Raw genomic sequence first — 24,497 nt, 5'->3', positions numbered from 1 at the left:
CTCTCATCGACGTTCTCTCATGCAGACGTTCCCGCAAATGTGTGCGACCATCGATGCATGGCCCCGAAGACCGCCCGTGCCCGCCGGCTCGGCATCGCCCTGCGCACCCACCGGGAAGCCGCGGGGCTGACGCTGGAGACCGCGGCGGATGAGATCAACAGCACCCGCAGCACCCTCTCCCGGTACGAGAACGCCCAGACCCTGATCAGCCCGGCCACCGTGCGCGCCCTGCTCACGTCGTACGGGGTGAGCGCCGAGGAGGTGGCCGCAGCGGTGCTACTCGCCAAGGACGCCCGCAAGCCGGGCTGGTGGGTGTCGTACTCCTACCTGCTGGATCCCCGCACCATCGACTTCATCGCGCTGGAGGCCGAGGCGACCGCCATCGCCAACTTCGAGCCCTCGGTCGTGCCCGGCCTCCTGCAGACCGCGGACTACGTCCGTGGCGTGATGCGCGGCGGGCCGCACACCCTCGGCGACGACCTGGTGGAGCAGCGGGTCAAGGTCCGGCTCGACCGGCAACAGCGGCTCACCGGCGACAACCCGCCCATCTTCGACGCGATCATCGACGAGGGCGCGCTGCTCCGCCCGGTCGGTGAGCAGTCGGTGATGAACGGACAACTGCGGCACCTGGTCAAGATGGCCGAGCTGCCGAACATCAGCGTCCAGGTGATCCCGCTCTCCGCCGGCTACCACCGGGGCACCCGGGGCTCCCTGCACATCCTCGAATTCGCCGACCCGGAGGACCCGATCATCGCCTCGGTGGAGACCGTCGCAGGTCAGATGATCCTCGACCGCGCCGGCGAGACGCGTACCTGCACCAAGATCATGGAACATCTCCGAAGCGTGGCGCTCAGCCCGGCGGACAGCCGCGAGATGCTCCTGTCAGTCCTGAAGGGACGGTAGGACCGATGACACCGACGATCACAAAGGCCCTGGCCGCTGCGCCGTGGCGCAAGAGCAGCCGCAGCGGCGACGAGGGCGCCTGCGTGGAGGTTGCCGCGATCCCACGGCTCGTGGCCGTCCGCGACTCCAAGGACCCGGCCGGCCCGGCCCTGCTGTTCCCCACGGCGGCCTGGGCCGCCTTCGCCCAGGCGCCACCCCGACGCTGACCAGACGTGCCAGGCCGGTGCGGGTCCAGGCTCGCGCCGGCTCAGGCCACCAGCGGAGAGGGCTCCGCAACGGCGCGTAGCGTCTCCAGCGCGGCAATCGCGACACCTCGGGCGCCGGCCATGTCCCGGTCCGGCACCAACGCGAAGGTGGCCACCGCCGCCTGCTCCTCGCGCAGCACGGTGTGCTCCCGCACCGTCGCCAGGAACCAGTCGCGGAACTCCGGTGCCGCCTCCACCACACCGCCGCCCACGAAGTACGCGTGCGGGTCGGTGAAGTTCGCGGCGACGGTGAACAGCCGACCCAACGCCATCGCCTGCTGGGTGAAGAGGTCCCGCGCGAGGGCGTCCGCGCGCTCCCCGTACCCCCGGACCAGCTTCGCCGCCCGGGCGAGCGGTTCGGCGGCGAGCGGGTGGTCGGGGTACCGGGTCAGCCAGTACGGCAGCAGGTTGCGCTCGATGCCGGTCAGCGAGGCGACGCTCTCCACGTCCCCGGTGAAGCCGCAGGCGCAGGTGGGCTCCGGCTGGCCCGGGCCGAGCAGCCCGCTCAGCGGGATGTGCACGTGGCCCAACTCCCCCGCCATGCCGGCCGCACCGGCGATCACCCGGCCGCTCTCGACCACACCGCCGCCGAGGCCGGTGCCGACGATCGCCGACACCGACGAGCGGTTCATCGCGTGGGTGCCGAAGTGCACGTGGTGGGCGTAGAGGGCGGCCGCGTTGCCGTCGTTGTGATAGATCACCGGCAGGCCGAGCCGCCGCTCCAGGGCCCCCCGCACGTCGAAGCCGCGCCAGGCCGGTTGGGCGAAGTTGGTGGACCCCCGCGACGAGATGACCCCCTCGGCGCTGGCCGGCCCGGGAGTGTCCAACCCGACCGCCTGGACCAGGTCACGCGGCACGCCCGTCTGCGCCAGGGCACCGTCCAGCGCCCGGGCCAACGCCTCGATCGCCGCCTCCGGCCCGGCCCCCACCTCGCTGGGGATCTCCAACAGCCCGTCCACCAGGAAGCGGCCGTCCACCGTCAGCACGGTGGCGTTGTTGCTGGTGCCGCCGTTGTCCAACCCGACGACCACCGGCACCCCTGCGCTGCCCACCGAAACCGCCTCCCGCCGTCATGAGTGTGAGCCGAGGCTAGTGCCAAGCCCTCCAACCCGCCATGCCCAGCCGCCCCGAGAGAGCCCCCGCCCACCGTGCACCGAAGCGCCCGACCCGCCCTCCCCCGCGTCGATCAAGGACTTGTGGTGGGGGACAAAAGACGCGCAGTGGCATCAATCAGGCACCACAACTCCTTGATCGACGCGGGTCAGGGGGTCGGGGGCGGGTGGGGGGTGGGGGGTGGGGGGTGGGTTTGGCGGGGTGGCGGGCGGTTATTGCGGTGGCGTCTCGGTTTTTGTCGTGGTGGACGGTTGGTTGCAGGCCGGCCTCGGTGAACGCGGCGCAGAGGGCGTCTACCTGGGTGGTGCCGGCCTCGACCACCAGGTGGCCGCCGGGCGCCAGCCAACCGGCCGCGTCGACGCCCACCCGGCGCAGCACGGAGAGCCCGTCCGGGCCGCCGTCGAGCGCCACCGGCGCCTCGTGCAGTCGCGCCTCTGGCGGCATGAGCGCGACCGCCTCGGTGGGCACGTACGGGGCGTTGGCGACCACCAGGTCAAGGCGGCCCCGCCACTGTTCGGGCAGCGGGGCGAAGAGGTCACCCTCGTACACCTCGACGTTCAGCCCGGCCACGTTGCGGCGCGCGCAGGCCACGGCCGCCGGGTCGAGGTCGGCGGCGGCCATCCAGCGGGGCGCGAGCCGGTGCGCCAACGCGACGGTGGTGGCCCCGGAGCCGCAGCAGAGGTCGACCACCGCCGGTGCCGTGCCGGTCACCTCGGCCGCGACCTCGACCAGCAGGCCGGTCCGGGCTCGCGGCACGAAGACACCCTCGTCGACGGCGATCCGCAGGCCGCAGAACTCGGCCCAGCCGAGCACGTACTCCAACGGTTCGCCGGCCACCCGGCGGTCGGCCAGCTCGACCAGGGCCGCCGGGGTGTCCGCGGCGGCCAGTAGCAGATCGGCCTCGTCCTCGGCGTAGACGCAGCCGGCGCCGCGCAGCCGGCTCACGAGGGCGGCGTGGTCGGTGGGGAACGGTGTTGCCATGGGAAACCTCCGGGAACGCTTGCCGGCGCTCCCGAGGCCGCTATCGCGGCAGGAAAACGGGAGGACGTGCCGGTCCGGTCTGTGGGCGGATCGGACTCACCTCCTCCGGTCGGGGCCGCCGGTGCGACCGGCGTCACCCTAACTCAGGCTGGCCCGGCGGCGTCGAGCGCGGCGGCGATGTCGGCCACCAGGTCGGCGGTGTCCTCGACGCCGCAGGAGAGCCGGACGAAGCCGGGAGCGGTGTCGTCGCCCCACTGCGCCCGCCGGTCCGCCGTGGTGTGCAGGCCGCCGAAGGAGGTCGCCGCGGCCACCAGCCGGGCAGCCGAGATGAACCGGCCCACCCGGTCGGCGTCGCCCAGGTCGAACGAGAGCACCCCCGGAATCCGCTGCATCTGCGCCGAGGCCACCCGGTACGCGGGGTCCTCGGCTCGCCCCGGCCAGCGCAGGCCGGTCACGTCCGACCGGCCGGCGAGCAGGTCGGCGACGGCGGCGGCGTTCGCGCTCTGCCGCGCCAGCCGCAGGTCGAGAGTGGCCAGTGACCGGTGGGCCAGCCAGGCGTCGAACGCACCCGGGACCGCCCCGGTGGTGGTACGCCAGGTCGTCACCGCGTCGATCAGCTCGGCGGACCGGGTGGCCAGGTAGCCCAGCAGCAGATCGGAGTGGCCGGTGAGCGCCTTCGTGCCGGAGGCGACCACCAGGTCGGCGCCGAGGTCCAGCGGGCGCTGACCGAGCGGGGTGGCCGTGGTGTTGTCCACCGCGAGCAGCGCCCCGGCGGCGTGCGCGCGCTCGGCCAGGGCCGCCACGTCGACCACGTCGAGGCCCGGGTTGGCGGGCGTCTCCACCAGCACCAGCCGGACGCCCTCGAACGACGGGTACGGCCCGACGGTCGGCGCGAAGAGCACCCGGACGCCGATGGCCTCCAGCACGTCGGTGGCGAACGCCCGGACCGGGAAGTATCCGTCGGTGGGGAGCACCACGGTGTCCCCCGGCCGCAGCAGGGTGAGCAGCAGGCCGGTGATGGCCGCCTGACCGGTCGCGAAGACCCGGCAGTCGCCGCCCTCCAACTCGCCGACCGCCGTTTCCAGCAGCCGCCGGGTCGGGTTGTCGGGGCGACCGTAGCCGTTCGGCGACCCGCTCGGGCCCTCGTACGGGTCGAGGTGGTACGGCGCGGCGAAGACCGGCCCCGGCAGGAACGGGTCCCCCGGTGCCGGCTCGGGCAGGCCAGCGCGTACGCAGCGGGTGCCGTCTCCCCACTCGCTCATCGGTTTCCTCACTCGTACGACTCGGGTTTGGCGGTGCGGCTCATCAGGGTCTCCACGGCGAGGCGCGGGTCCATCCCCTCGTGGCAGATCCGCTCGACGTGCTCGGTGATCGGCATCTCCACGCCGTGCGCCCGGGACAGGTCGCGGATCGCCAGGCAGCTCTTCACGCCCTCGGCGGTCTGCCGGGTGGCGGCCTGGGCCTGCTCCAGCGTCTCACCCCGACCCAGGTGCTCGCCGAAGGTGCGGTTGCGGGCCAGTGGGGACGAGCAGGAGGCGACCAGGTCACCCATGCCCGCGAGGCCGGCGAAGGTGATCGGGTCCGCGCCGAGCGCCACGCCCAGCCGCGCCGTCTCGGCCAGCCCACGGGTCATCAGCATGGCCCGGGTGTTGTCGCCGAAACCCATCGCGGTGGCGATGCCGTACGACAGGGCGATCACGTTCTTGACCGCCCCGCCCAGCTCACAGCCGATCACGTCGTCGTTGGTGTAGGGGCGCAGGTACGGCGTCCGGATCGACGACTGGACGAGCGTGGCGCGGGCGCTGTTCGTGCCGGCGACAACGGTCGCGGCGGGCTGCTCGGCGGCGATCTCCGGGGCCAGGTTCGGACCGGACACGACGACCACCCGGTCCGCGGCGACCCCGGCGGTCTCCACGATGACCTCGCTCATCCGCTTGGTGGTGCCCAGCTCGATGCCCTTCATCAGCGACACCAGGGTGGAGTCCGGGTGCAGGTACCCGGCCCATTGGGCGAGGTTGCCGCGCAGGGTCTGCGACGGCACGGCCAGCACCACCACCTCGGCGCCGGTGATCGCCTCGGCGGCGTCGGCGGTGGCGGTGACGCGGGCCGGCAGCACCAGGTCGGGCAGGTACTCCGGATTGCGGCGCTCGGTCCGGATGCTCTCGGCGACCGGCGCGCGGCGGGCCCACACCGTCACGTCCCGCCCCGCGTCGGCGAGGATCTTGGCGAACGCGGTGCCCCAGGAACCGGCACCGAGCACCGCGACGTGACCGCTCATGCCACCGCTCCGCTTCGCTTCGCGGCGGCCTGAACGGCACCGCTGCTGAGCCCGACGATTCGCTCGCTCATGCCGCGTCGTTCCGTTGCTCGCGGGCGACGACGGACCGGGCCGGTCGCTCCCACAGTGGCGGCGGGGTACCGCCACGGATCTCGGCGAGCATGTCCCGCAGCCGCAACATGATGGTGTCCGTCATCTCCTCGAGGGTGGCCCGGGTCGGCTGGGCGTTCGCCCACCGGCTCAGGTCGATCGGCTCCCCGGCGGCAACTGTCACCGGGATCCGGGGGCGCAGGCTGACACGGGCCGTCCGCGGGTCGAAGATCCGTTCCGGCCCCCACATCACCACCGGCACGACCGGAGCGCCGGTGGCCAGGGCCAGTCGGGCCGCGCCGGTCTTGGCCTTCATCGGCCAGAGGTCCGGCTGTCGCGTGGTGGTTCCCTCAGGGTAGATCACGACCGCGCCGCCCTCGTTGAGCGCGTTGATCAGTGCGTCCAGCGAGCGGACGGCCTCCACGGTGCCCCGCTCGACCGGGATCTGCCGGCACCGGTGCAGGATCCAGCCGACCACCGGCACCCGGAACACGCTGGCCTTGCCCAGGTACTGCGGCCAGCGTCCGGAGTCGTAGATGAAGTGCGCGGAGACCAGCGGGTCGGCGTGGGAGATGTGGTTCGCCACGATGATCATTCCGCCGTCGCGGCGGAGATGCTCCTGACCGCGCCAGGTACGCCGGGTCCAGACCGACATCACCGGCTTCACCAGCCCCACGGCGAACCGTTGCCAGAACCCCAGCCTCCGCCGTGCCACTGCGCCTCCTCGTCGTGCCCCAAACCCCGCCGCGCCATCCCACCCGCGACACCCGCAGCGGAAATCATGCCTGCTCGCCCCCGGTACGGCCAGCGAGGGGCCCGTCGTCCGGCTGGCAGGATTGCGGGCGTGAGTCAGCCGAGGTGGGCCGTGGTGGTGCCGGTGAAGCAGCTGGCCGTGGCCAAGAGCCGGCTGCGGGGCGCGCTGCCCGGCGTACCGCATGAGGAGTTGGCGCTGGCCCTGGCGGCCGACACGTTCCGCGCGGTGCTGGCCTGCCCGGCGGTCGCCGAGGCCCTGGTGGTGACCGACGACGCCCGGGTGGCGGCGGCGGCGCGGGCCGCCGGCGCCCGGGTGCTGCCGGACGAGCCGAACGCCGGCCTGAACGCCGCGTTCCGGCACGGGGCGGCCGGGGCCGGCGCCGGATGGGTGGCCGGAATCACCGCGGATGTGCCGGCGCTACGCCCGACTGAGTTGACCGAGGCGCTGCTCGCGGCGCAGCACGGCCGGCCCTCGGTACGCCGGTTCCTGCCGGACGCGCCCGGCGCGGGCACGGTGCTGCTCACCACCCCGCCGGGTGTGCCGCTGGATCCTCGTTTCGGGGTGGGCTCGGCGCTCGCGCACGCGGCCAGCGGGGCGCTGCCGCTCGACGGCGACTGGCCCAGCCTGCGCCGGGACGTGGACACCGCCGCGGACCTGGCCACCGCCGTCCGGCTCGGGCTGGGGCCGCGCACGGCCGCCCTGCTCGCCGCCGCTCGCCCCGCCCGCGCCACCGGCTGAGCCGCCCGGCCCGCGCCACGGGCGGAGCCTCCGGGTGTACGGTGCCAGCATGCAGGGCACGGTGGCCAGCTTTGACGCGGCGACGCGCAGCGGCGTCCTGCTGCTCGACGACGGCACCGAGATGCGCTTCCCGGCCCGGGCCTTCGACGCCTCCGGGCTGCGGCTTCTCCGGCTCGGCCAGCGGGTTCGCATCGACACCGATCCCGACGGCGAGGTCGTCCGGGTGACATTGCCGACCATGATCTGACCTGGCGAGCCCAAGTTCATTTTGCGTTTACCGTAATCAGGTGATTATGAGCGGGTGAGCACCCCTCGCGAGCAACCGGCTCGACCGCCCGCCGCCGACCTGCGCAACGGCTCTCCCGCGCGCGGCACCGATGGGCGGTTCCGCCCGTCCCGCGCCGAACGTGCCGGTGCCGCCCGCGCCGACACGCTCGCCGACGATCCCGGTGCCGCCTCCTCCGGGCTGGACGAGGTGCTCGACCCCGCGCCGACGATCGAGGCGGACGGCCCGGCCGCCGGTGATGACGTGCACCCGGCCCTGCCCGGCGACCTGCCGACCAGCGCCATGGAGGACGACGAGCCCCCGGTGGCCCCACCGCTGCCGGAGGACCGGTTCCTCAACCGGGAGCTGTCCTGGCTCGACTTCAACGCCCGGGTGCTCGCCCTGGCCGAGGACCAGCGCACCCCGCTGCTGGAACGGGCCAAGTTCCTGGCCATCTTCGCCAGCAATCTCGACGAGTTCTACATGGTGCGCGTCGCCGGGCTGAAGCGGCGGCTCTCCGCCGGCCTGCCGGTCCGCGGCGGCGACCGGCTGCCCCTGCGTACGCAGTTGGAGATGATCGCCGAGCGGACCGCCGCGTTGGTCGCCCGGCACGCCGCCTGTTTCGTCGACGACGTGCTCCCCAAGCTCGCCGACGAGCGCATCCGCATCCTGCGCTGGGCAGAGTTGGGCGACGGCGAGCGGGAGCGGCTGCGCACCTACTTCCGGGAGTACATCTTCCCGGTGCTGACGCCACTCGCGGTGGACCCGGCGCACCCGTTCCCGTACATCTCGGGGCGGTCGCTGAACCTGGCGGTGGCGGTTCGGGACCCCGACGGCGGTTCGGAACTGTTCGCCCGGGTGAAGGTGCCCAACAACGTTCCCCGTTTCGTCCGGGTGGACCGGGACCAGCCCGGCGTCCGGATGCTGCCGGTGGAGGACCTCATCTCGGTGCACCTGGGGCAGCTGTTCAGTGGCATGCAGGTGGTCGAGTGCCACCTGTTCCGGGTCACCCGCAACGCCGAGGTGGAGGTCGACGAGGACCGCGACGAGGATCTGCTCCAGGCCCTGGAGCGGGAGTTGGCCCGACGGCGGTTCGGTCCCCCGGTCCGCCTGGAGGTCGCCGCGTCGATCTCCGACCACATGTTGGATCTGCTCGTCCGCGAGCTGGACATGGACGACCAGGATGTCCTGCGGGTGCCCGGCCTGCTGGACCTGTCCGCGTTGTGGCAGGTCTACGGTGAGGCGGACCGGCCGGACCTGAAGGACCCGCCGTTCGTGCCGGCCACCCACCCCCGGCTGGCCGAGGGCGAGGTGCCGCGCAGCGTCTTCTCCACCCTGCGCGACGGGGACATCCTGGTGCACCACCCGTACCACTCGTTCGCCACCAGCGTGCAGCGCTTCATCGAGCAGGCCGCCGCCGACCCGAACGTGCTGGCCATCAAGCAGACCCTCTACCGGACCAGCGGCGACTCCCCCATCGTCGACGCGCTCGTCGACGCGGCCGCCGCCGGCAAGCAGGTGGTGGTGCTGGTGGAGGTGAAGGCCCGCTTCGACGAGGTCGCCAACATCGGCTGGGCCCGCACGCTGGAACGCGCCGGCTGCCACGTGGTGTACGGCCTGGTCGGCCTGAAGACGCACTGCAAGACCGCGCTGGTGGTCCGGCAGGAGGGCAACCAGATCCGTCGCTACTGCCACATCGGCACCGGCAACTACCACCCGAAGACCGCCCGACTGTACGAGGACTTCGGCATGCTCACCGCCGACCCGGAGATCGGCGCCGACCTCACCGACCTGTTCAACGTGCTCACCGGGTACAGCCGGCAGACCGCGTACCGGCGGTTGCTGGTCGCCCCGCAGGGCATTCGCAGCGGCCTCATCGAGCGCATCGAGCGGGAGATCTCGCACGTCCGCCTGGGCATGCCCGGCCTGGTCCAGTTCAAGGTCAACTCCCTGGTCGACGAGGGGGTGACCGACGCGCTGTACCGCGCCTCGCAGGCCGGCGTCCACGTCGACCTGCTCATCCGGGGCATGTGCACGCTGCGCCCCGGGGTGCCGGGGCTGTCGGAGAACATCCGGGTCCGCTCGATCCTCGGTCGGTTCCTGGAACACTCCCGGGTCTTCCGGTTCGGCAACAACGGCGAGGCCGAGTTCTGGATGGGCTCGGCCGACCTCATGCACCGCAACCTGGACCGGCGGGTGGAGGCGCTGGTGCAGGTGAGTGACCCGATCGCCCGCGCCGAACTGGACCAGGTGCTCACCGCCGCGATGAGCCCCGAAGTGGACGCGTTCGAGCTGGCCGGCGACGGCACCTGGACCCGGCGTGCCGGCGGTGACGCCACCGTCCAGGCCCATCTACAGGAACTGCTGCTGCGCCGCGTCGGTGGCACGGCCAGCTGACCGCGCAGCGCCTAGGCTGAGCTGATGGTCGAGGAGGAGCAGAAGTACGAGGTGGACGACACCTACGTGCTGCCGGACCTGGCCAGCGCAGCCCCGGCCGGAGGTCGGGTCCGGGCGCTACCACCGGTGACCCTTGTCGCCCGCTACCTCGACACCATCGACCTGCGGCTGGCCCGCGCCGGCGCCTCGCTGCGGCACCGCCGGGGTGACGAGCTGCCCTGGACGGTGAAACTCCCGACCGGGACGCCGGGCGTCCGGCACGAGATCTCCCGGCCCGGGCCGAAGGGGCAGCCGCCACCGGACCTGGTGGAGTTGGTCACCGTCCTGCACCGGGGGGCGCCGCTGGCCCCGGTGACGGTGGTCCGGACGGTGCGGCACGCGTACGAGGTGTGCGACTCAGCCGGCACGGTGCTCGCCGAGGTGGTCGACGACCGGGTGACCGTACGCGACGACGCCGGCACCACCACCGACACGTTCCGCGAGGTGGAGGTGGAGCTGAAGGCCGGCGACCGAACGCTGCTCGACCACATCGGCGGGGTGCTGCGCGAGGCTGGCGCGCGGGGCGGCACGTTCACGCCGAAGCACGTACGGGCGTTGGGCGCGCCAGCCCAGGCCGATCCGGACCTGGTCGCACCGGCCGGGCTGAACGCCGAACCGAGCGCCGGTGACGTGGTGACCGAGGCGGTACGCAAGGAGATCCGGCGGCTGGTGGCGCACGACCCGCTGGTCCGGCTGCGCGCCCCGGCCGCCGGTGACGACACCGCCGTGCATCAGATGCGGGTGGCCTGTCGACGCCTGCGCAGTGATCTGCGCACCTTCAAACCGTTGCTCCGCAAGACCTGGGCCCGCCCGCTGCGCACCGAGCTGGGCTGGCTGGCCGGGGTGCTCGGGGCGGCCCGCGACGTCGAGGTGCTGCGCACGCGGCTGCGCCGCACCGCTGACGCCGATCCGCTGAGCCCGCTCGACCAGGGCGCGGTGGCCCGCCTCGACGAGGTGCTCGCCGAACGGCAGCGGCGGGCGCTCGCCGCCATCGACGAGGCGCTGCGCTCCGCGCGCTACCTGGCCCTGGTGGATTCGCTGGTGCTGGCCGCCCGCGCGCCCCGGCTCACCCGCCGGGCAGCCGCGCCCGCCGCGGAGGCGCTGCCCGCGCTGGTGGCGCGTCCCTGGCGACGGCTGACCGGGCCGGAGGGCGTCGACGGGCTCGACGGGCAGTCACCGGACGACCGCTGGCACGCCGTCCGCAAGGCGGGCAAGCAGGCCCGGTACGCGGTCAACGCGGTGGCCCCGACGGTCGGCAAGGGTGCGCGCCGGCTGTCCCGTGCCCTCGCCCGGGTGCAGGACGTGCTCGGCGAGCACCAGGACGCGGCGGTGGCGGCGGACACCTGGCTCGACATCGCCGCCGAGCGGCCGGACGACCACGAGCTGGCGGTCACCGCCGGGCGGCTGGCCGAGCGGGAACGCGCGTCGGTACGGCGGACGCGGGGTCTCTTCCCGGCCGCCTGGCACCGGGCCACCCGGCGACGGCGGACGAGTTGGCTGCCGTGACGGGCATCCGGGCGGCGGGCGGGGTGGCCTGGCGGCCGACCGGCGACGGCGTACGCGTCTGCGTGGTGCACCGCCCCCGCTACGGCGACTGGACGCTGCCGAAGGGCAAGCTGGAGCCGGGCGAGCACGCGCTCGCCGCCGCCGTGCGTGAGGTGGCTGAGGAGGCCGACGTGCGGGGCGTACCGCAGGTTCGGCTGCCGTCGGTGCGGTACCGCAGCGAGGGCCAGCCGAAGCTGGTCGACTACTGGTCGATGCTCGCGGTGGCCAGCGGCGGTTTCCAACCGGACACCGAGGTGGACGACATCCGCTGGCTCGCTGTCGACGACGCGATCCGGTTGGTCAGCTACCCCCACGACGCCGAGGTGTTGGCGGCGTTCGCCGCGCTGCCGTCGGTGACGGCGACGGTCGCGCTGGTCCGGCACGCGCACGCCGGGAAGCGGGCCACCTGGTCCGGCCCGGACGTCGGCCGCCCCTTGGACGCCGAAGGGTGGGCCCAGGCGCACACGCTGGGCGAGCTGATCGCCCTGATCCGGCCGGCCCGGCTGGTGTCGGCGTCGCCGCGACGCTGCGTACAGACACTGGACCCGGCCGCCGCGTTGCTCGACCTGCCGATCGAGGTCTGCGGCGACCTGGACGAGCCACAGCCCGGCCAGCAGAGCGACGAGCAGATCCTGGCCACCGCCGCCCGGCTGTTGGAGCTGGCCGACGCCGGTGGGCAGGCGGCGGTGTGCAGCCAGGGCAAGGTCCTGCCGGGCGCCCTGCAACGGTTGACCGGCCGCACCGATCAGGAGTTCAGCACACCGAAGGGCGGCGGCTGGCTGCTCGCCTTCGCCGCCGACCGGCTGCTGGCCGCCGACCGGCTGTAGGCCCGGCCCGGCGGTAGGGCACGGCTTCGTCAGCGGGGCGGCAGGGTCAGGGTCACCGCGACCGGCAGATGGTCGCTGGCGGTGCTGCGCGGCGCGACCGGATCGCTCGGGGTGAGGCCGGGCGAGACGAAGACGTGGTCGATCTGCTGGCGCGGGTCGTCCGCCGGGCTGGTGGCCAGCGGTCTGGCGGCAGCCAACGCGTCGAGGAGGCCCGCGTTGGTGAACGCCGCGAACGCCTCGTCGCCCGGCTCGGTGTTCAGGTCACCCGCCACCACCAGGGGCCGTCCGGCCGCGTACCGGGTGGCGAAGTCGGCGACCGCGCGGGCCTGGACCACCGGCCCCCGGCCGGGCGGCGGTTGCAGGTGGGTGCTCACCACCGCGGTCCGGACACCGTCGCCGAGATCCAGCGTGACGGCGAGGGCCTGCGCTCCGGTGGGCGCACCGACGGCGGCCAGCGGCAGGGTCCGCGGATCGCGTACCGGCCAACGGCTGAGCACCGCGTCACCCCAGACGGGGTCGGCGGCCGGCCCGAAGACGTACGGCATACCGAGCCGGTCGGCCAGCAGATCCAGGGTGTCGTGCCCTCCGTTGAGCAGCCACGCCCGGTCCACCTCGCTGAGCAGCACCACGTCGGGCCGTTGCCGGTCGACGACCTCGGCGAGGCCGCGCAGGTCGAACCGGCCGTCCAGCCCGAAACCCATCCGGATGTTGTACGCCACCACGGTCAACCGCTCCGGCGGCCCGTCCCGGTTGCTGGCCACCGGCACCTCGTCGGCGAGCACCGGTGCCAGCAGGGCCAGCGCGGTGACCGCGGCGGCAGCCCGGAGCGGCGGAAACGGCCCGGGAAGCCGGTGCACGACGGGACGGGCGGTGAACGCCACGGCGGCGACCAGCACCGCCACCACCACGGGCACCGCGGCGTTGGGATAGCCGAGATCGTAGGCCGAGTAGTACCCGACAGCCCCCAGCGCGAAGACGAGCATGCCGGCGGCGACCGCGTACCCCCGCCGGGCCGCCCCGGCGCCGGCGTTCGCGGTGTCACCGCCCGGGTGGCTGGCGTTCGTGCCGTCGCCGGCCGGGCGGCTGGCGTTCGTGCCGTCGCCGGCCGGGCGGCTGGCGTCGTCGCTCAGGGCAAGGCAGGCGCCGAGGCCGACCGCGGTCAGCAGGACGGCCGGAACGAGCAGGTCACCCCGGTCGAGGGCGAACAGCACCGCGCCGGCGAGCACCACCACCGGGCCGTACGCGCGGCCCCACCGGCGGGGCGGCCGGGTCAGCGCGGCGCACAGGAACCCGGCGACCGCCACCGGCACCGGCGCCAGGCCGAACAGCGGCGAACGCGCCACACCATCCCCGGCGACCAGGTACGACATCCCGGTGCGGGCCAACGCCGGGGAGAGCGCCACCATGCCGGCCAGCAGCAGCGCCGGCCCGGCCAGCAACCAGGCCCGGGTGCCACCAGGGCCGGCGGGGACGGCGTCACCGCTGCCGGTGCGCCGCCCGGGTTGCGCCGTGCCGACCAGGAACACCACCACCGCGACGGAGCTGAGCAGCCAGCCCACCCAGTCGCCCCGCCAGACCAGGTCGACGGTGTCCAGCACCGCGTGCAGGGCCGCGTTGACCGCGAACCCCAACGCCAGCCCGGGAACGGGTCGGTCGGTGTCGGCGGCGACGCCCACCAGCCAGACCAGCCCGGCGAGCAATCCGGCCGTGGCCAACCAGAGTTGCGTACGCCCACCGGGAGCGGCGGTGAGCGTGAGCCGGGCGACGGCTAGCGCGACAGCGGCGACGACGGTGACCGGGCGGGCTCCGACTCGGCGGACCACGGCGGGTGCACCCAGCGCGAGCAGGAACCAGACGAGGGCGAACGCCCCCATCAGCTCGGCCGGGGTGGACGCCGCCTGGCCGAAGATGGTGATGATGCCGGGCAGCCACACCCGCAGCACGTCGATGAGGAGGAGCACGCCCAGCGCGAGCGTCCCGGTGGCAAGTTGGCGGTAGCGCACCGGCGGCCCACTTCCCGTCGACGGGCCGGCGGAGGGGGGCCGGCACGGCGATTCTGCGTGAGCGAGCCAACCGGGTCAACGGTCCCCGTACGCCAAGCGCCGGTCCCGGTACGCCGAAAGGGCGCCCACCCACGGGTGGACGCCCTTGCGGAGCGGGTCGGTCAGCGCTTGCTGGCCGCCTTCTTGGCCGGAGCCTTCTTCGCCGGCGCCTTCTTGGCCGCCGTGCTCTTGCTCGCCGCCGCGGTGGTCTTCTTCGCCGCGGTCGACCGGGTCGCCGCGGTGGTCTTCTTCGCCGCGGCGGTCTTCTTGCTGGCAGCCGTCTTGGTCGCCGTGGTGCTCTTGCTCGCCTTGGCCGGGGCGGTCTTCTTGCTGGCCGCCGTCTTGGTCGCCGTGGCGGTCTTGCTCGCCTTGGCCGGGGCGGTCTTCTTGCTGGCCGCCTTGGCCGCGGTCGCCTTGGTGCCGGCCGCCTTCGCGGTGGTCGCCTTCGCGCCGGCCGCCTTCGTGCCCGCCGCCTTGGCCGTGGCGGTGGCCTTCTTCGTCGCCACCGTGGCCTTCGGCACCTTGCCGCTGGCCACCATCTCCTTGAAGCCGGCGCCGGGGCGGAAGGTCGGGACTGACGTCTTCTTGACCTTCACCGCCTCGCCGGTACGCGGGTTGCGCGCTGTTCGTGCGCCACGCACACGCTTTTCGAATGCTCCGAATCCGGTGATCGCCACCTTCTCGCCCTTGGTGACCGCCGCCTGGACCTCGGTGAGGACCGCGTCGAGCGCGGCCGTCGCCATCTTCCGGTCCCCCAGGCGAACGGCGAGCGCCTCGATGAGCTCGGCCTTGTTCACGACTTCCTCCCGATTGTGCAACTGACTCGTCGCGAGCCATTCTGCGCGCACGGTATGCCCTGTGCTGCCGGGACACAAACATTCGGTAGAAAAAAGCCCTTGTGTCGTAACGGATTCACCCCCACCGGATGGACCGATGGGGGTGAAATCCGCTGTGCGGGTGGCCTAACGGCTATGCCACGGAGGGCAGGAACGGCAGTCGGCGCGCCTCGTAGGTGTCGATGTCGGCGGCGTGCCGGAGGGTGAGTCCAATGTCGTCGAGGCCTTCCAGGAGGCGCCAACGGCTGAAGTCGTCCAGCGGGAACGACCAGCTCGCACCCCCCGCCTTGAGCTGGCGGGCGGTCAGGTCGACCGTCACCGCAGTGGTCGGATCCGCTTCGACCAGGTCCCACAACTCTTCGACGGCTTTCAATTCCAGCTCGACCGGCAACAGACCTTCCTTGAGGGCGTTGCCGCGGAAGATGTCACCGAAGCGCGGAGCCACCACCGCGCGGAAGCCGAAGTCCCGTAGGGCCCAGACGGCGTGCTCCCGGGAGGAGCCGGTGCCGAACTCCGGGCCGGCGATCAGGATCGACGCGCCCGAATAGTTTTCATCGTTGAGCACGAATGCCGGATCTTCCCGCCAGGCGCTGAACAGCCCGTCAGCGAAACCCGTCCGGGTCACCCGCTTGAGGTACACGGCGGGGATGATCTGATCCGTGTCCACGTTGGACCGGCGCAGCGGCACGGCGGTGCCGGTGTGGGTGGTGAACTTGTCCATCGTCGGTCCCTTCTACAGGTCGGCGGGGGCGGCCAGCCGGCCGACCACGGCGGTGGCGGCGGCCACCGGCGGGGAGACCAGGTGGGTACGCCCACCCCGGCCCTGACGGCCCTCGAAGTTGCGGTTCGAGGTGGAGGCGGAACGCTCGCCCGGCTTCAGCGTGTCGGGGTTCATCCCCAGACACATGGAGCAGCCGGCGAACCGCCACTCGGCCCCCGCGTCGGCGAAGACCTTGTCCAGCCCTTCGGCCTCGGCGGCCTCACGGACGGCGGCGGAGCCGGGCACCACGAGCATCCGGACGCCGTCGGCGACCCGGTGGCCCCGCAACACGTCGGCGGCGGCCCGCAGGTCCTCCAGACGACCGTTGGTGCAGGACCCCACGAAGACCACGTCGATGGGCAGCTCCCGCAGCGGGGTACCGGGGCGCAGGTCCATGTACTCCAGGGCCCGCCGGGCGGCGGTGCGCTCCGAGTCGGTGGCGAACTCCTCCGGGTCCGGCACCGGGGCGCTCAGCGGCGCTCCCTGCCCGGGGTTGGTGCCCCAGGTGACGAACGGGGTGATCTGACTGGCGTCCAGGGTCACCTCGGCGTCGAAGCGCGCGCCCTCGTCGGTGGGCAGCGTCCGCCACCACGCCACCGCGGCGTCCCAGTCCGCGCCCTGCGGCGCGTTCGGTCGACCCTTGAGGTACGCGAAGGTGGTCTCGTCCGGCGCGATCATGCCGGCCTTCGCGCCCCACTCGATGGACATGTTGGCGATGGTCATCCGCCCCTCCATGGAGAGGGCGCGGATCGCCTCGCCGCGGTACTCGACGATGTGCCCGCGACCCCCACCCGTGCCGACCTGCGTGATCAGCGCGAGCACCAGGTCCTTGGCGGTGACGCCGGGCGCCAGGCGACCGGTGACGTTCACCGCCATCGTCTTCGGCCGGCTCTGCGGCAGCGTCTGGGTGGCCAGCACGTGCTCCACCTCGCTGGTGCCGATGCCGAAGGCGAGCGCGCCGAAGGCACCGTGGGTGGCGGTGTGCGAGTCGCCACAGACGATCGTCAGGCCCGGCTGGGTGAGCCCCAACTGCGGGCCGATCACGTGCACGATGCCCTGGTTGTCGTCGCCGAGCGGGTGCAGCCGCACCCCGAACTCGGCGCAGTTGCGGCGCAACGTCTCGATCTGCGTACGCGACGTGGGGTCCGCGATGGTGAGCAGGTCACCACGGCGAAGGCGGAACGCCGGGTCGGCGTACCCGGTCGGTGTGTTGTGGTCCTCGGTCGCGAGGGTCAGGTCGGTACGACGCACCCGGCGCCCGGCGAGCCGCAGCCCGTCGAACGCCTGCGGGCTGGTCACCTCGTGCAGCAGGTGCAGGTCGATGAAGAGCAGGTCCGGCTCACCAGCGGCGGACCGTACGACGTGCGCGTCCCAGACCTTCTCGGCCAGGGTCCTCGGCTCAGGAGTGACTCCCACCATCTGGACATCCTAAATTCTGGGAGGTAAGTTTCGGCTTGTGGGACACAGTATGAGCGGTGTCGGCGTTCTCGACAAGGCGGTGGTCATCCTGGCCGCCTGCGTGGACGGCGCCAGCCTGGCCGAACTCGTTGAACGCACCAAGCTGCCCCGGGCCACCGCACACCGGTTGGCCCAGGCCCTGGAGATCCACCGGATGCTGGTACGCGACACCCAGGGCAGGTGGCGCCCCGGCCCCCGCCTGGGGGAGCTGGCCAACGCCGCACCAGACGTTCTGCTGACCGCCGCCGAGCCGCTGCTGGCGGCGCTGCGCGACGCCACCGGTGAGAGCGCCCAGCTCTACCTGCGCCGCGCCGACGAGCGGATCTGCGTGGCAGCTGCGGAGCGCGCCAGCGGTCTACGGGACACCGTGCCGGTCGGCTCGGTGCTGCCGATGACGGCCGGCTCCGCAGCCCAGATCCTGCTCGCCTGGGAGCCACCGGAGGCGGTGATGCCGCTGCTGCCGCGCAGCAAGTTCACCGGCCGCACCCTCGCCGAGGTACGCCGTCGCGGCTGGGCGCAGAGCGTCGCCGAGCGGGAGGCCGGTGTGGCGAGCGTCTCCGCCCCGATCCGGGACCGCACCGGCCGCGTGATCGCCTCGGTGAGCATCTCCGGCCCGATCGAGCGTCTCGGCCGCCGCCCCGGCGAACGCCACGCCATGGCGGTGGTACGAGCAGGCCAACGCCTGTCCGGCCTCTGACCCGTCACCTTTGGCGTCCCCACCCCCGGGACCGCACGCCGATCATGGAGTTGTGGTGGGTGACAAAGCGCTCGCCAGGGCACTAAACGGGCACCACAACTCCATGATCGACGGGGCGAGGGTGGGGGCGGGGCGGGTGGGGTGGGGCCACGGGCATGAGGAAAGGCTCACCTCGCGTAGCGAGATGAGCCTTTGGTTGTAGCCCCGACCGGATTCGAACCGGCGCTACCGCCTTGAGAGGGCGGCGTCCTGGGCCGCTAGACGACGGGGCCAGAACTTTCCGTTCACCACCCTCGCGGGCGGTGCGAATGTAGTCTAGCGGCACCGCACCCGGGCGCGAGCGCGGGGTGCGGGGTCACCGGCTGGCCCGGCGGCGGGGCCGGACCGAAGGCCGAGGGCAGCCCGCGACCGACCCGGCGGCAGACACGAAACAGCCCGCCTCACCAGGTGAGACGGGCTGTGCACGATGTAGCCCCGACCGGATTCGAACCGGCGCTACCGCCTTGAGAGGGCGGCGTCCTGGGCCGCTAGACGACGGGGCCAGAACAACATTCGCTCCCCCACCTCAGCGGCGGAGGAGCTGCACTCTACCGAAGACCACCCTCCGCCCCCGAAGGGGCGGAGTCGAACTCCGTCAGAATCCAGCGTCTGAAATTCTCACGAATTCCAGCAGCGCTGGGGTACCAGGACTCGAACCTAGACTAACTGAACCAGAATCAGTCGGGCTGCCAATTACCCCATACCCCATTGGCCCCTTGCGGCGCCGGGAGTGAACTTTACCCTCCCGGTGCCGGCAGGCCAAATCCGATCCCCCCGAACCGCCTCTGAGCTGCGGAAACAGGGGCATCAGACGGATCAGGCGACGGGGACCACCGGGTTGGTGAGCTCGCCGATGCCGTCGATCCGCACGGTGACCGTATCCCCCTCGACAAGCGGGCTAACCCCCGCTGGAGTGCCGGTGAGAACGACATCGCCGGGCAGCAGAGTCATCACGTGCGAGATGTACGACACCAGGCCCGGCACGTCGAAGACCATGTCCTTCGTCCGGCCGAGTTGGCGTACCTCCATCTCCTCCGGGTTGCGACCCACCTCACACCGGATCTCCAGGTCGGAGACGTCCAGGCCGGTGGTGATCCACGGGCCGATCGGGCAGAACGAGTCGAAGCCCTTGGCCCGGGTCCACTGCCCGTCCGAACGCTGGAGGTCCCGAGCGGTGACGTCGTTGGCGCAGGTGTAGCCGAAGATGGCGCGTTCGGCGGCGGCCCGGTCGGCGCGGCGCGCGCCCGGGGCCCCGATCACCACCGCCAGCTCCGCCTCGTGCTCGACCTGCTTGGAGAAGATCGGCAGGCGGATGGCGTCCCGGGGCCCGATCACCGAGGTGGAGGGCTTGAGGAAGAGCAGCGGCTCCTTGGGCACGTCGTTGCCCAGCTCGGCGGCGTGGTCGGCGTAGTTACGGCCGACGCAGACAACCTTGCTGGGCAGGATCGGCGACAGCAGCCGGACGTCGGAGAGGGCCCAACGGGCCCCACTGAAGGTGAGATTGCCGAACGGGTGGCCCTCGATCTCGGCGATGGTCAGGGCTTCTGGCCCGGCCCCTGGTTCGCCTTCGACGGCACCGAACGACATTCCCTTGGCATGGGCGAAACGAGCGATACGCACCCGGCCAATCTAGCCCCGTGGGCACCCCAACCGGCCAGGACTGGCGGTCGGGTGTGCTCAACCCGTCAGCGCGCGGCAGCCTACCGGGGCAGGAGGTGACCCGGGCGGGCTTCCCGAATTCGTACCCGCACGGAAGCGGCTCGCCCCTAGCGTCGGCTTCCGGAGGTTCGTTCGTATGCCTGCATCGACACGACACCACAGAGCCCTCGCAGTGTTCGTGCACTGCCTCGGCATCCTCGCCGCCGTGCCGGCCCTGCCCGCGGCGGCTCCGGAGGCGGCGGCCACGTCACGACCACCGGCCGCCACACCATCACCCGCGGCCACGCCGCCACCGACGGTCGCACCACCACCGGCGGCCACGCCACCACCACACGCCACGGCGCAACCACCGGCCACGGCACTGCCGACCCCGTCACCGGTGGCGATGGTCGCGCGGGTGACCGAGCCCACCCCACCCTCGGCCCCGCCGGCGATGGCACCGCCCTCCCGGGCACCGGCGTCGGCACGCCCGCAACCGGTCACGGTGACGGTCGCGACGGAGAACAGCCCGGCACCGAGGTACCGGATCCAGGTGCGCAACGTGAGCAGTTCGCCGCTCGACACCACCGTGCGGCAGGAGTTGCCGCCCGGCGCGTCGACGACCGCGATCAGCGGCGGTGGCCGGTCCACCCCGGCCGGCGGGTCAGCCACCGAGGTGACCTGGCGGTTGCGGCTGCCCGCACACAGCACCACCACGCTCGGCACCGCGCTCGCCGCGACCGCGCCGGGCCGGCCGATGAGCGCGCCGGCCTGCGCGTTCACCAGTGACGGCAGCCGGCCGTACGACTGCGCGACGGCCACCTGGCAGGCGGCGGCGGCACCGCCGGCCGAGGTGACCGAGGCGCCGGCCTGGCGTCGCTACCCGGTGCTGCTGGCCGGGTTGGCGGTCCTGCTGCTGATCAGCGCCGCCCTGGTGTGGGTGTGGCGACGTCGGCGCGGGCGTCGGGTGACGGCCGCCGCACTGTCCACCGGCGGCGGCGAGGGTGGCCCCGGGACGATCTATCCACGACCGGCCGCCCCGAGCCCGCTGCGACGTCGGCGTACCCCACCGGTCTGGATGTTGGTGGGCGCCGCCGCCGTGGTGCTGGCGGGCGTCGTCGGCACCGCGGGTTGGACGGCGACCCGGCAGGTCGCGGCGATCGACACGGAGAAGCAGCCCACCAGCGGCGCGTGGAGGGGCACCGGGGTGACCGGGGCGCTGGGTGTGCCGCTGCGCGAGTCGGCGTTCGAGTTCACCGTGTACCGGATGATCTGCGGGGCGCCCGGTACCGCCGGGAAGACCGACGGCGGCGGTGCCGCGCCGGCCAAGGGTCGACGCTGCGAGGCCACCGTGGGTGTGCGCAACGTCACCAGCGATCACCAGCCCTGGCACAGCGAGCTGCAACGGGCGTACCTGCCGGGCGGGCGTTGGGTGAGCACCGACGAGTCGGCCACCCGCACGGCGAACCTGGGGCGGGACGTCTTCGCCGACCCGATGGCGGCGGGCACCCGGATGGTGCTGCCGCTGGTCTTCACCGTCGACGGGCGGGACCCGCCCCAGCAGTTGGAGCTGCGCAGCGGGGTGTTCTCCGCCGGTGTCCGGGTGCACATGCCCTGACCGGTGCGCGGGCGGCGGTCGTACCCTGGGGTGCGTGACCGCCGCCCTCGCCCCCGCTGTGCTCGACGTGGCGCAGTGGCAGGCCCGCCGGCGGGCCCACGAGGAGCGGGTGGATGTCTGGCTGACGCCGCACCTGGCCCGGCGGCGACGGGGTGAGCGGCATCCGGTGGCGGACTTCCTGTTCACCTACTACTCGCACCGCCCGGCCCAGCTGCGTCGTTGGCATCCGGGGGCCGGGGTCGAGCTGCGCGACGCCGATGCGGCCGAGTTCGGCCGCGACTACCGCGCCAGCACCGCCGGGGTCACCCTCGACACCGATGGGGTACGCGCGCGGCGCGCCGAGTCGATCGCCTGGATCCGTTCGCTGCTGGCGGCGACGCGTGGACGGGCGCCGCACTTCGGCTGCTTCGGGATGCACGAGTGGGCGATGGTCTACCGGCAGACCCGGGAGGAGTTGCGGCACAACGCCTGGCCGTTGCGGCTGAGCGCGGAGCGCACCGCCGAGGTCGTCGAGGAGCGGGGCGTGCGGTGCAGCCACTTCGACGCGTTCCGGTTCTTCACCCCGCCGGCCCGGCCGCTGAACCTGCTCACCCCGACCCGGGAGACGCAGCACGCGCTCGAGCAGCCGGGCTGCCTGCACGCCAACATGGACCTGTACAAGTGGGCGTACAAGCTGTCCCCGTTGGTGCCGTCGGAACTGGTGGCCGACGCGTTCGACCTGGCCCGGGACATCCGCACGTTGGACATGCGGGCCAGCCCGTACGACCTGGCGGCACTGGGCTACCCGCCGGTGCGGGTGGAGACCCCGGACGGCCGGGCGGAGTACGCGGCGGCGCAGCGCGCCTTCGCCGAGCGGGCCGCGGTGCTGCGCGACCGGCTGCTCGCCGCCGTCCCGGCCTGAGCCGGCCCCGCCGCGCCGCGCCGCGGACCAGATGCGTCGGGTCAGCTGGGCACGGCGGTCGACCGTCCGCTCTGCACGCTGTACGCGCCTGCGGAGATCGCACCGAGGGTCGTCGGGGTGAGTGTCAGCGACACGATGCCGCCGGCCAGCACGCGGCTGCCCCCGTCGGGGCTGGTGAGTGTCGCGGGCAGCGATCCGTCCGGGAACAGGCGTTTGCCGGCACCGACGACGACCGGGTACTGGAGCAGCCGGTAGACGTCGACGAGTCCGGCCTGGTGCAGCGCCTGCACGAGCTGCCAGCTGCCGTGCACCTGGAGTTCCCGGCCGGGCAGCTCCTTGAGCTGGCGCACGTCGTCGACGACACCGCCACGGAGGACCGTCGTCGGGTTCCAGTCGGCCTCGTCGTCCGTCAGCGTCTCGCTGACGACGTACTTCGGCAGCGTGTTCAGCTGGGTGGCGATCAGGTCGTCGGTGGCGGTGACCTTCGGCCAGTACCCGCCGAGCAGGCCGTAGCTGGTGCGGCCGAAGAGGAACGCGTCCGCCTCACGGAACCAGCCCTCGACGACCTCACTGGTGGCCGCCGACGCGTGCGGGACAAGCCATCCGCCACGGTCGAAGCCGCCCGAGCGATCCTCGTCGGGGGCTCCCGGTCCTTGCATCACGCCGTCGAGGCTGACGAAGACGTTGACGCTGAGCAGCACTGTGCACCTCCGAATACCCGGTCAGGGACGGCCGCTGGGCAGCGGCCTGCGGAGGTTAGCTGCCCGGCCGTGGGCAGATCTTGTACAGGAACGACATGGCCGCGTCGTCGCCTCCCTGGAGTGCCCGCGCGGTACGCCCGACATAGCGCCGCAGCGCGTGTGCGAGGTGAGCCTGGTCGAAGTACCCGAGCGCCTCGACGACAGCGGGCCAGCCGAGCCCTTCGCGCAGCATCGTGGCCGCGGTGTTCACGCGGTCGATCTGCGTCACGGCGGTGTGCGAGAGGCCGGTGACCGCGCGGTACCGGCGTTGCAGAGTTCGTCGAGAGGGGTGACCCTCGGGGTGCCCGGCGGGTTGCTCGTCGACCCGCAGAGTTGATCGCGCCAGCAGACCGGCGTCGCGCAATCGCCGGACGAACTGCTCGACGTTCTCGTAGGTCGGCGCTTCCCAGTCCTCGCCGCCGATGACCACCCGGCCCGAGTCCGTCACGGGTAACGGCGCGTACCCGTCGACGATCGAGGATGCGGGGTACGGCCGCAGTACGGTGCCGAGGGTGAGCCGGATCCCGAGGAACTCGGCGTCGGGCGGAACCGTGGCGGTGGTGGCCCTGGTCTCCGGCCCGCGCAGGCTGACGAGCAGGCGCCCCTGCCTGCGCGTGAGGATCAATTGGCAGCAGGTGCGCGCCGCGGAGGTCATGGTGTCCTCGGCATCGCTGGAGGTACGCCACACCCGGTCGACGATGCTGGCATCCGTCTCGGTTTCGCGATGCTCGAATCGCACGCGCCCGCCTCCTCCGCCACAGGCTGTCGGGTCAGTCGCCGTCGGCGCGGCGGTCGCGTTTGCGCTGGGACTGACGTTTCTTCTCGGCCAGCCGGCGTTCCTTGGCCCCACGGGACGGCCGGGTCGGTCGGCGGGTCGGCGGCGGAGGTGCGGCGGCCTCCCGCAGCAGGGCGGTCATCCGAGCCCGGGCCGCCTCCCGGTTGGCCAACTGGGCCCGGTGCTCGCTGGCGGCGATGGTCAGCACCCCGTCGACGAGGCGGTTGGCCAGCCGGGCCAGCACCCGCGACCGCAGCCAGTCGGGCACGGCCGGGGAGTTGGCCAGGTCGTAGCTCAGCTCGACCCGGGAGTCGGCGGTGTTGACGCCCTGCCCGCCGGGCCCCGACGAGCGGGAGAAGCGCTCCCGCAACTCCCCGGCGGGGACGACCCACCGGTCGGTCACCCGCAGTCCGTCGTCCACGCCCTGAGGCTAACCCGCGACGACCCGCCGGAGGTCATCGGTGCGGAGGCTCGCTCCGGGTCGGGGACTGGCTGGGCACCGGGCCGGCGGTCTCCTCGTCGGAGCCGACCGCCGCGTACGCCACCGCGCCGAAGAGCAACAGCCCGATGACCGCGGCTTTCACGGCCACGGCACGGATCAACGACCAGGCGCCCCGACGGGCGCCCGGCACCGATTTCTTGACGGTCTGGTAATCGTTCCACCCGCGTCGTGCCCGGGCGTACGCCGACCCCACTGCACATCCGATGACCAGGCCCACCAGCAGGAGGACCGTGAGAAGAGGACGCTCCACCTCCGCCAGTATTCACACCGAGCGTAATATTTCCATGGTCCGATGCTGTCGGGCCGGATATCTGAC

At 72.9% G+C, this 24,497-nt stretch carries 24 protein-coding genes and 3 tRNA genes; 10 read left to right on the top strand and 17 right to left on the bottom strand.

What is annotated here, in order from left to right; genetic code table 11:
* Positions 1-57: 57 nt before the first annotated feature.
* Positions 58-903 (top strand): helix-turn-helix domain-containing protein, encoded by an 846-nt coding sequence (locus tag EV382_RS31990; protein WP_130408090.1) that lies wholly within the window; start codon positions 58-60, stop codon positions 901-903.
* Between the two features lie 5 nt (positions 904-908).
* Positions 909-1,109, top strand: coding sequence for a DUF397 domain-containing protein (locus EV382_RS31985; RefSeq protein ID WP_130408088.1), 201 nt, complete (start codon positions 909-911; stop codon positions 1,107-1,109).
* Positions 1,110-1,150: 41 nt separating this feature from the next.
* Here the strand turns inward: EV382_RS31985 and EV382_RS31980 are convergent, their stop codons facing one another.
* The 5 genes from EV382_RS31980 to EV382_RS31960 all read right to left on the bottom strand — a co-directional run bounded on the left by EV382_RS31980 (position 1,151) and on the right by EV382_RS31960 (position 6,325).
* Positions 1,151-2,200 carry an ROK family protein gene (locus EV382_RS31980; protein WP_130408086.1) on the bottom strand — a complete coding sequence of 350 codons (1,050 nt, stop codon included), beginning with the start codon at positions 2,198-2,200 and terminating at the stop codon, positions 1,151-1,153.
* A 178-nt stretch (positions 2,201-2,378) separates the two neighbouring features.
* A complete protein-coding gene (locus EV382_RS31975) occupies positions 2,379-3,242 on the bottom strand; it encodes a putative protein N(5)-glutamine methyltransferase (protein ID WP_130408084.1) in 864 nt (287 codons plus the stop codon).
* A gap of 143 nt (positions 3,243-3,385) precedes the next feature.
* On the bottom strand, positions 3,386-4,504 hold the full coding sequence (locus EV382_RS31970) for a cystathionine gamma-lyase (RefSeq protein WP_130408082.1): 1,119 nt from the start codon (positions 4,502-4,504) through the stop codon (positions 3,386-3,388).
* A gap of 8 nt (positions 4,505-4,512) precedes the next feature.
* Complete coding sequence (locus EV382_RS31965; protein WP_130408080.1) at positions 4,513-5,520, bottom strand: NAD(P)H-dependent glycerol-3-phosphate dehydrogenase; 1,008 nt, start codon at positions 5,518-5,520, stop codon at positions 4,513-4,515.
* Positions 5,521-5,587: 67 nt separating this feature from the next.
* Positions 5,588-6,325 carry a lysophospholipid acyltransferase family protein gene (locus EV382_RS31960; protein ID WP_130408078.1) on the bottom strand — a complete coding sequence of 246 codons (738 nt, stop codon included), beginning with the start codon at positions 6,323-6,325 and terminating at the stop codon, positions 5,588-5,590.
* Between the two features lie 129 nt (positions 6,326-6,454).
* Between EV382_RS31960 and cofC the strand changes: the two genes are divergently transcribed.
* From cofC to EV382_RS31935, 5 genes are read left to right on the top strand one after another with little or no spacing between them, the layout of a single operon-like run.
* On the top strand, positions 6,455-7,102 hold the full coding sequence (gene cofC / locus EV382_RS31955) for a 2-phospho-L-lactate guanylyltransferase (RefSeq protein ID WP_130408076.1): 648 nt from the start codon (positions 6,455-6,457) through the stop codon (positions 7,100-7,102).
* Positions 7,103-7,151: 49 nt separating this feature from the next.
* Complete coding sequence (locus EV382_RS31950) at positions 7,152-7,349, top strand: cold-shock protein (RefSeq protein ID WP_130408074.1); 198 nt, start codon at positions 7,152-7,154, stop codon at positions 7,347-7,349.
* Between the two features lie 54 nt (positions 7,350-7,403).
* A complete protein-coding gene (locus EV382_RS31945; RefSeq protein WP_130408072.1) occupies positions 7,404-9,764 on the top strand; it encodes an RNA degradosome polyphosphate kinase in 2,361 nt (786 codons plus the stop codon).
* Between the two features lie 24 nt (positions 9,765-9,788).
* Positions 9,789-11,309: a CYTH and CHAD domain-containing protein gene (locus EV382_RS31940; RefSeq protein ID WP_130408070.1), complete on the top strand. Its 1,521-nt coding sequence runs from the start codon at positions 9,789-9,791 to the stop codon at positions 11,307-11,309.
* Positions 11,297-12,175 carry an NUDIX hydrolase gene (locus EV382_RS31935; RefSeq protein ID WP_130408068.1) on the top strand — a complete coding sequence of 293 codons (879 nt, stop codon included), beginning with the start codon at positions 11,297-11,299 and terminating at the stop codon, positions 12,173-12,175. The genes EV382_RS31940 and EV382_RS31935 overlap by 13 nt, the downstream gene beginning before the upstream one ends.
* 29 nt (positions 12,176-12,204) lie before the next feature.
* Here the strand turns inward: EV382_RS31935 and EV382_RS31930 are convergent, their stop codons facing one another.
* From EV382_RS31930 to leuC, 4 genes are all read right to left on the bottom strand, one after another.
* On the bottom strand, positions 12,205-14,178 hold the full coding sequence (locus EV382_RS31930; protein ID WP_130408066.1) for an endonuclease/exonuclease/phosphatase family protein: 1,974 nt from the start codon (positions 14,176-14,178) through the stop codon (positions 12,205-12,207).
* 161 nt (positions 14,179-14,339) lie between these two features.
* A complete protein-coding gene (locus tag EV382_RS31925) occupies positions 14,340-15,014 on the bottom strand; it encodes an HU family DNA-binding protein (RefSeq protein ID WP_208758533.1) in 675 nt (224 codons plus the stop codon).
* Between the two features lie 172 nt (positions 15,015-15,186).
* On the bottom strand, positions 15,187-15,774 hold the full coding sequence (gene leuD / locus EV382_RS31920) for a 3-isopropylmalate dehydratase small subunit (RefSeq protein ID WP_130408062.1): 588 nt from the start codon (positions 15,772-15,774) through the stop codon (positions 15,187-15,189).
* Between the two features lie 12 nt (positions 15,775-15,786).
* Positions 15,787-17,232 (bottom strand): 3-isopropylmalate dehydratase large subunit, encoded by a 1,446-nt coding sequence (leuC, locus tag EV382_RS31915; RefSeq protein ID WP_130408060.1) that lies wholly within the window; start codon positions 17,230-17,232, stop codon positions 15,787-15,789.
* A 49-nt stretch (positions 17,233-17,281) separates the two neighbouring features.
* On the opposite strand from leuC, the gene EV382_RS31910 reads away from it, so the two are divergent.
* Positions 17,282-17,968: an IclR family transcriptional regulator gene (locus EV382_RS31910; protein ID WP_007456408.1), complete on the top strand. Its 687-nt coding sequence runs from the start codon at positions 17,282-17,284 to the stop codon at positions 17,966-17,968.
* Positions 17,969-18,167: 199 nt separating this feature from the next.
* Here the strand turns inward: EV382_RS31910 and EV382_RS31905 are convergent.
* From EV382_RS31905 to EV382_RS31890, 4 genes are all read right to left on the bottom strand, one after another.
* A tRNA-Glu gene (locus EV382_RS31905) sits at positions 18,168-18,240 on the bottom strand.
* 197 nt (positions 18,241-18,437) lie between these two features.
* Positions 18,438-18,510: transfer RNA gene (locus tag EV382_RS31900), tRNA-Glu, on the bottom strand.
* Between the two features lie 133 nt (positions 18,511-18,643).
* Positions 18,644-18,715: transfer RNA gene (locus tag EV382_RS31895), tRNA-Gln, on the bottom strand.
* A gap of 108 nt (positions 18,716-18,823) precedes the next feature.
* Complete coding sequence (locus tag EV382_RS31890) at positions 18,824-19,627, bottom strand: fumarylacetoacetate hydrolase family protein (RefSeq protein ID WP_130408058.1); 804 nt, start codon at positions 19,625-19,627, stop codon at positions 18,824-18,826.
* 175 nt (positions 19,628-19,802) lie between these two features.
* On the opposite strand from EV382_RS31890, the gene EV382_RS31885 reads away from it, so the two are divergent.
* Together EV382_RS31885 and EV382_RS31880 are read left to right on the top strand one after the other, a co-directional pair.
* Positions 19,803-21,263 (top strand): hypothetical protein, encoded by a 1,461-nt coding sequence (locus tag EV382_RS31885; protein ID WP_130408056.1) that lies wholly within the window; start codon positions 19,803-19,805, stop codon positions 21,261-21,263.
* Positions 21,264-21,297: 34 nt separating this feature from the next.
* Entirely contained in the window at positions 21,298-22,164 is an 867-nt protein-coding gene (locus EV382_RS31880; protein ID WP_130408054.1) for a 3-methyladenine DNA glycosylase, read from the top strand.
* 41 nt (positions 22,165-22,205) lie between these two features.
* Here the strand turns inward: EV382_RS31880 and EV382_RS31875 are convergent, their stop codons facing one another.
* From EV382_RS31875 to EV382_RS31860, 4 genes are read right to left on the bottom strand one after another with little or no spacing between them, the layout of a single operon-like run.
* The gene (locus EV382_RS31875) at positions 22,206-22,865 is read right to left on the bottom strand and encodes a dihydrofolate reductase family protein (protein WP_130408052.1); all 660 of its coding nucleotides are present in this window, start codon (positions 22,863-22,865) and stop codon (positions 22,206-22,208) included.
* Positions 22,866-22,920: 55 nt separating this feature from the next.
* Positions 22,921-23,643, bottom strand: a complete 723-nt coding sequence (locus tag EV382_RS31870; RefSeq protein WP_244236881.1) for a helix-turn-helix domain-containing protein — start codon at positions 23,641-23,643, stop codon at positions 22,921-22,923.
* A gap of 31 nt (positions 23,644-23,674) precedes the next feature.
* Positions 23,675-24,100, bottom strand: coding sequence for an alternative ribosome rescue aminoacyl-tRNA hydrolase ArfB (gene arfB / locus EV382_RS31865; RefSeq protein ID WP_130408050.1), 426 nt, complete (start codon positions 24,098-24,100; stop codon positions 23,675-23,677).
* Between the two features lie 34 nt (positions 24,101-24,134).
* Positions 24,135-24,431, bottom strand: a complete 297-nt coding sequence (locus EV382_RS31860; protein WP_130408048.1) for a hypothetical protein — start codon at positions 24,429-24,431, stop codon at positions 24,135-24,137.
* Between the last annotated feature and the right edge of the window lie 66 nt (positions 24,432-24,497).

This window comes from Micromonospora violae (assembly GCF_004217135.1).
Taxonomy (GTDB): Bacteria; Actinomycetota; Actinomycetes; order Mycobacteriales; family Micromonosporaceae; genus Micromonospora; species Micromonospora violae.
Note: the sequence above shows the minus strand (reverse complement) of the source record. Positions and strands in the feature narration are given on the sequence as shown.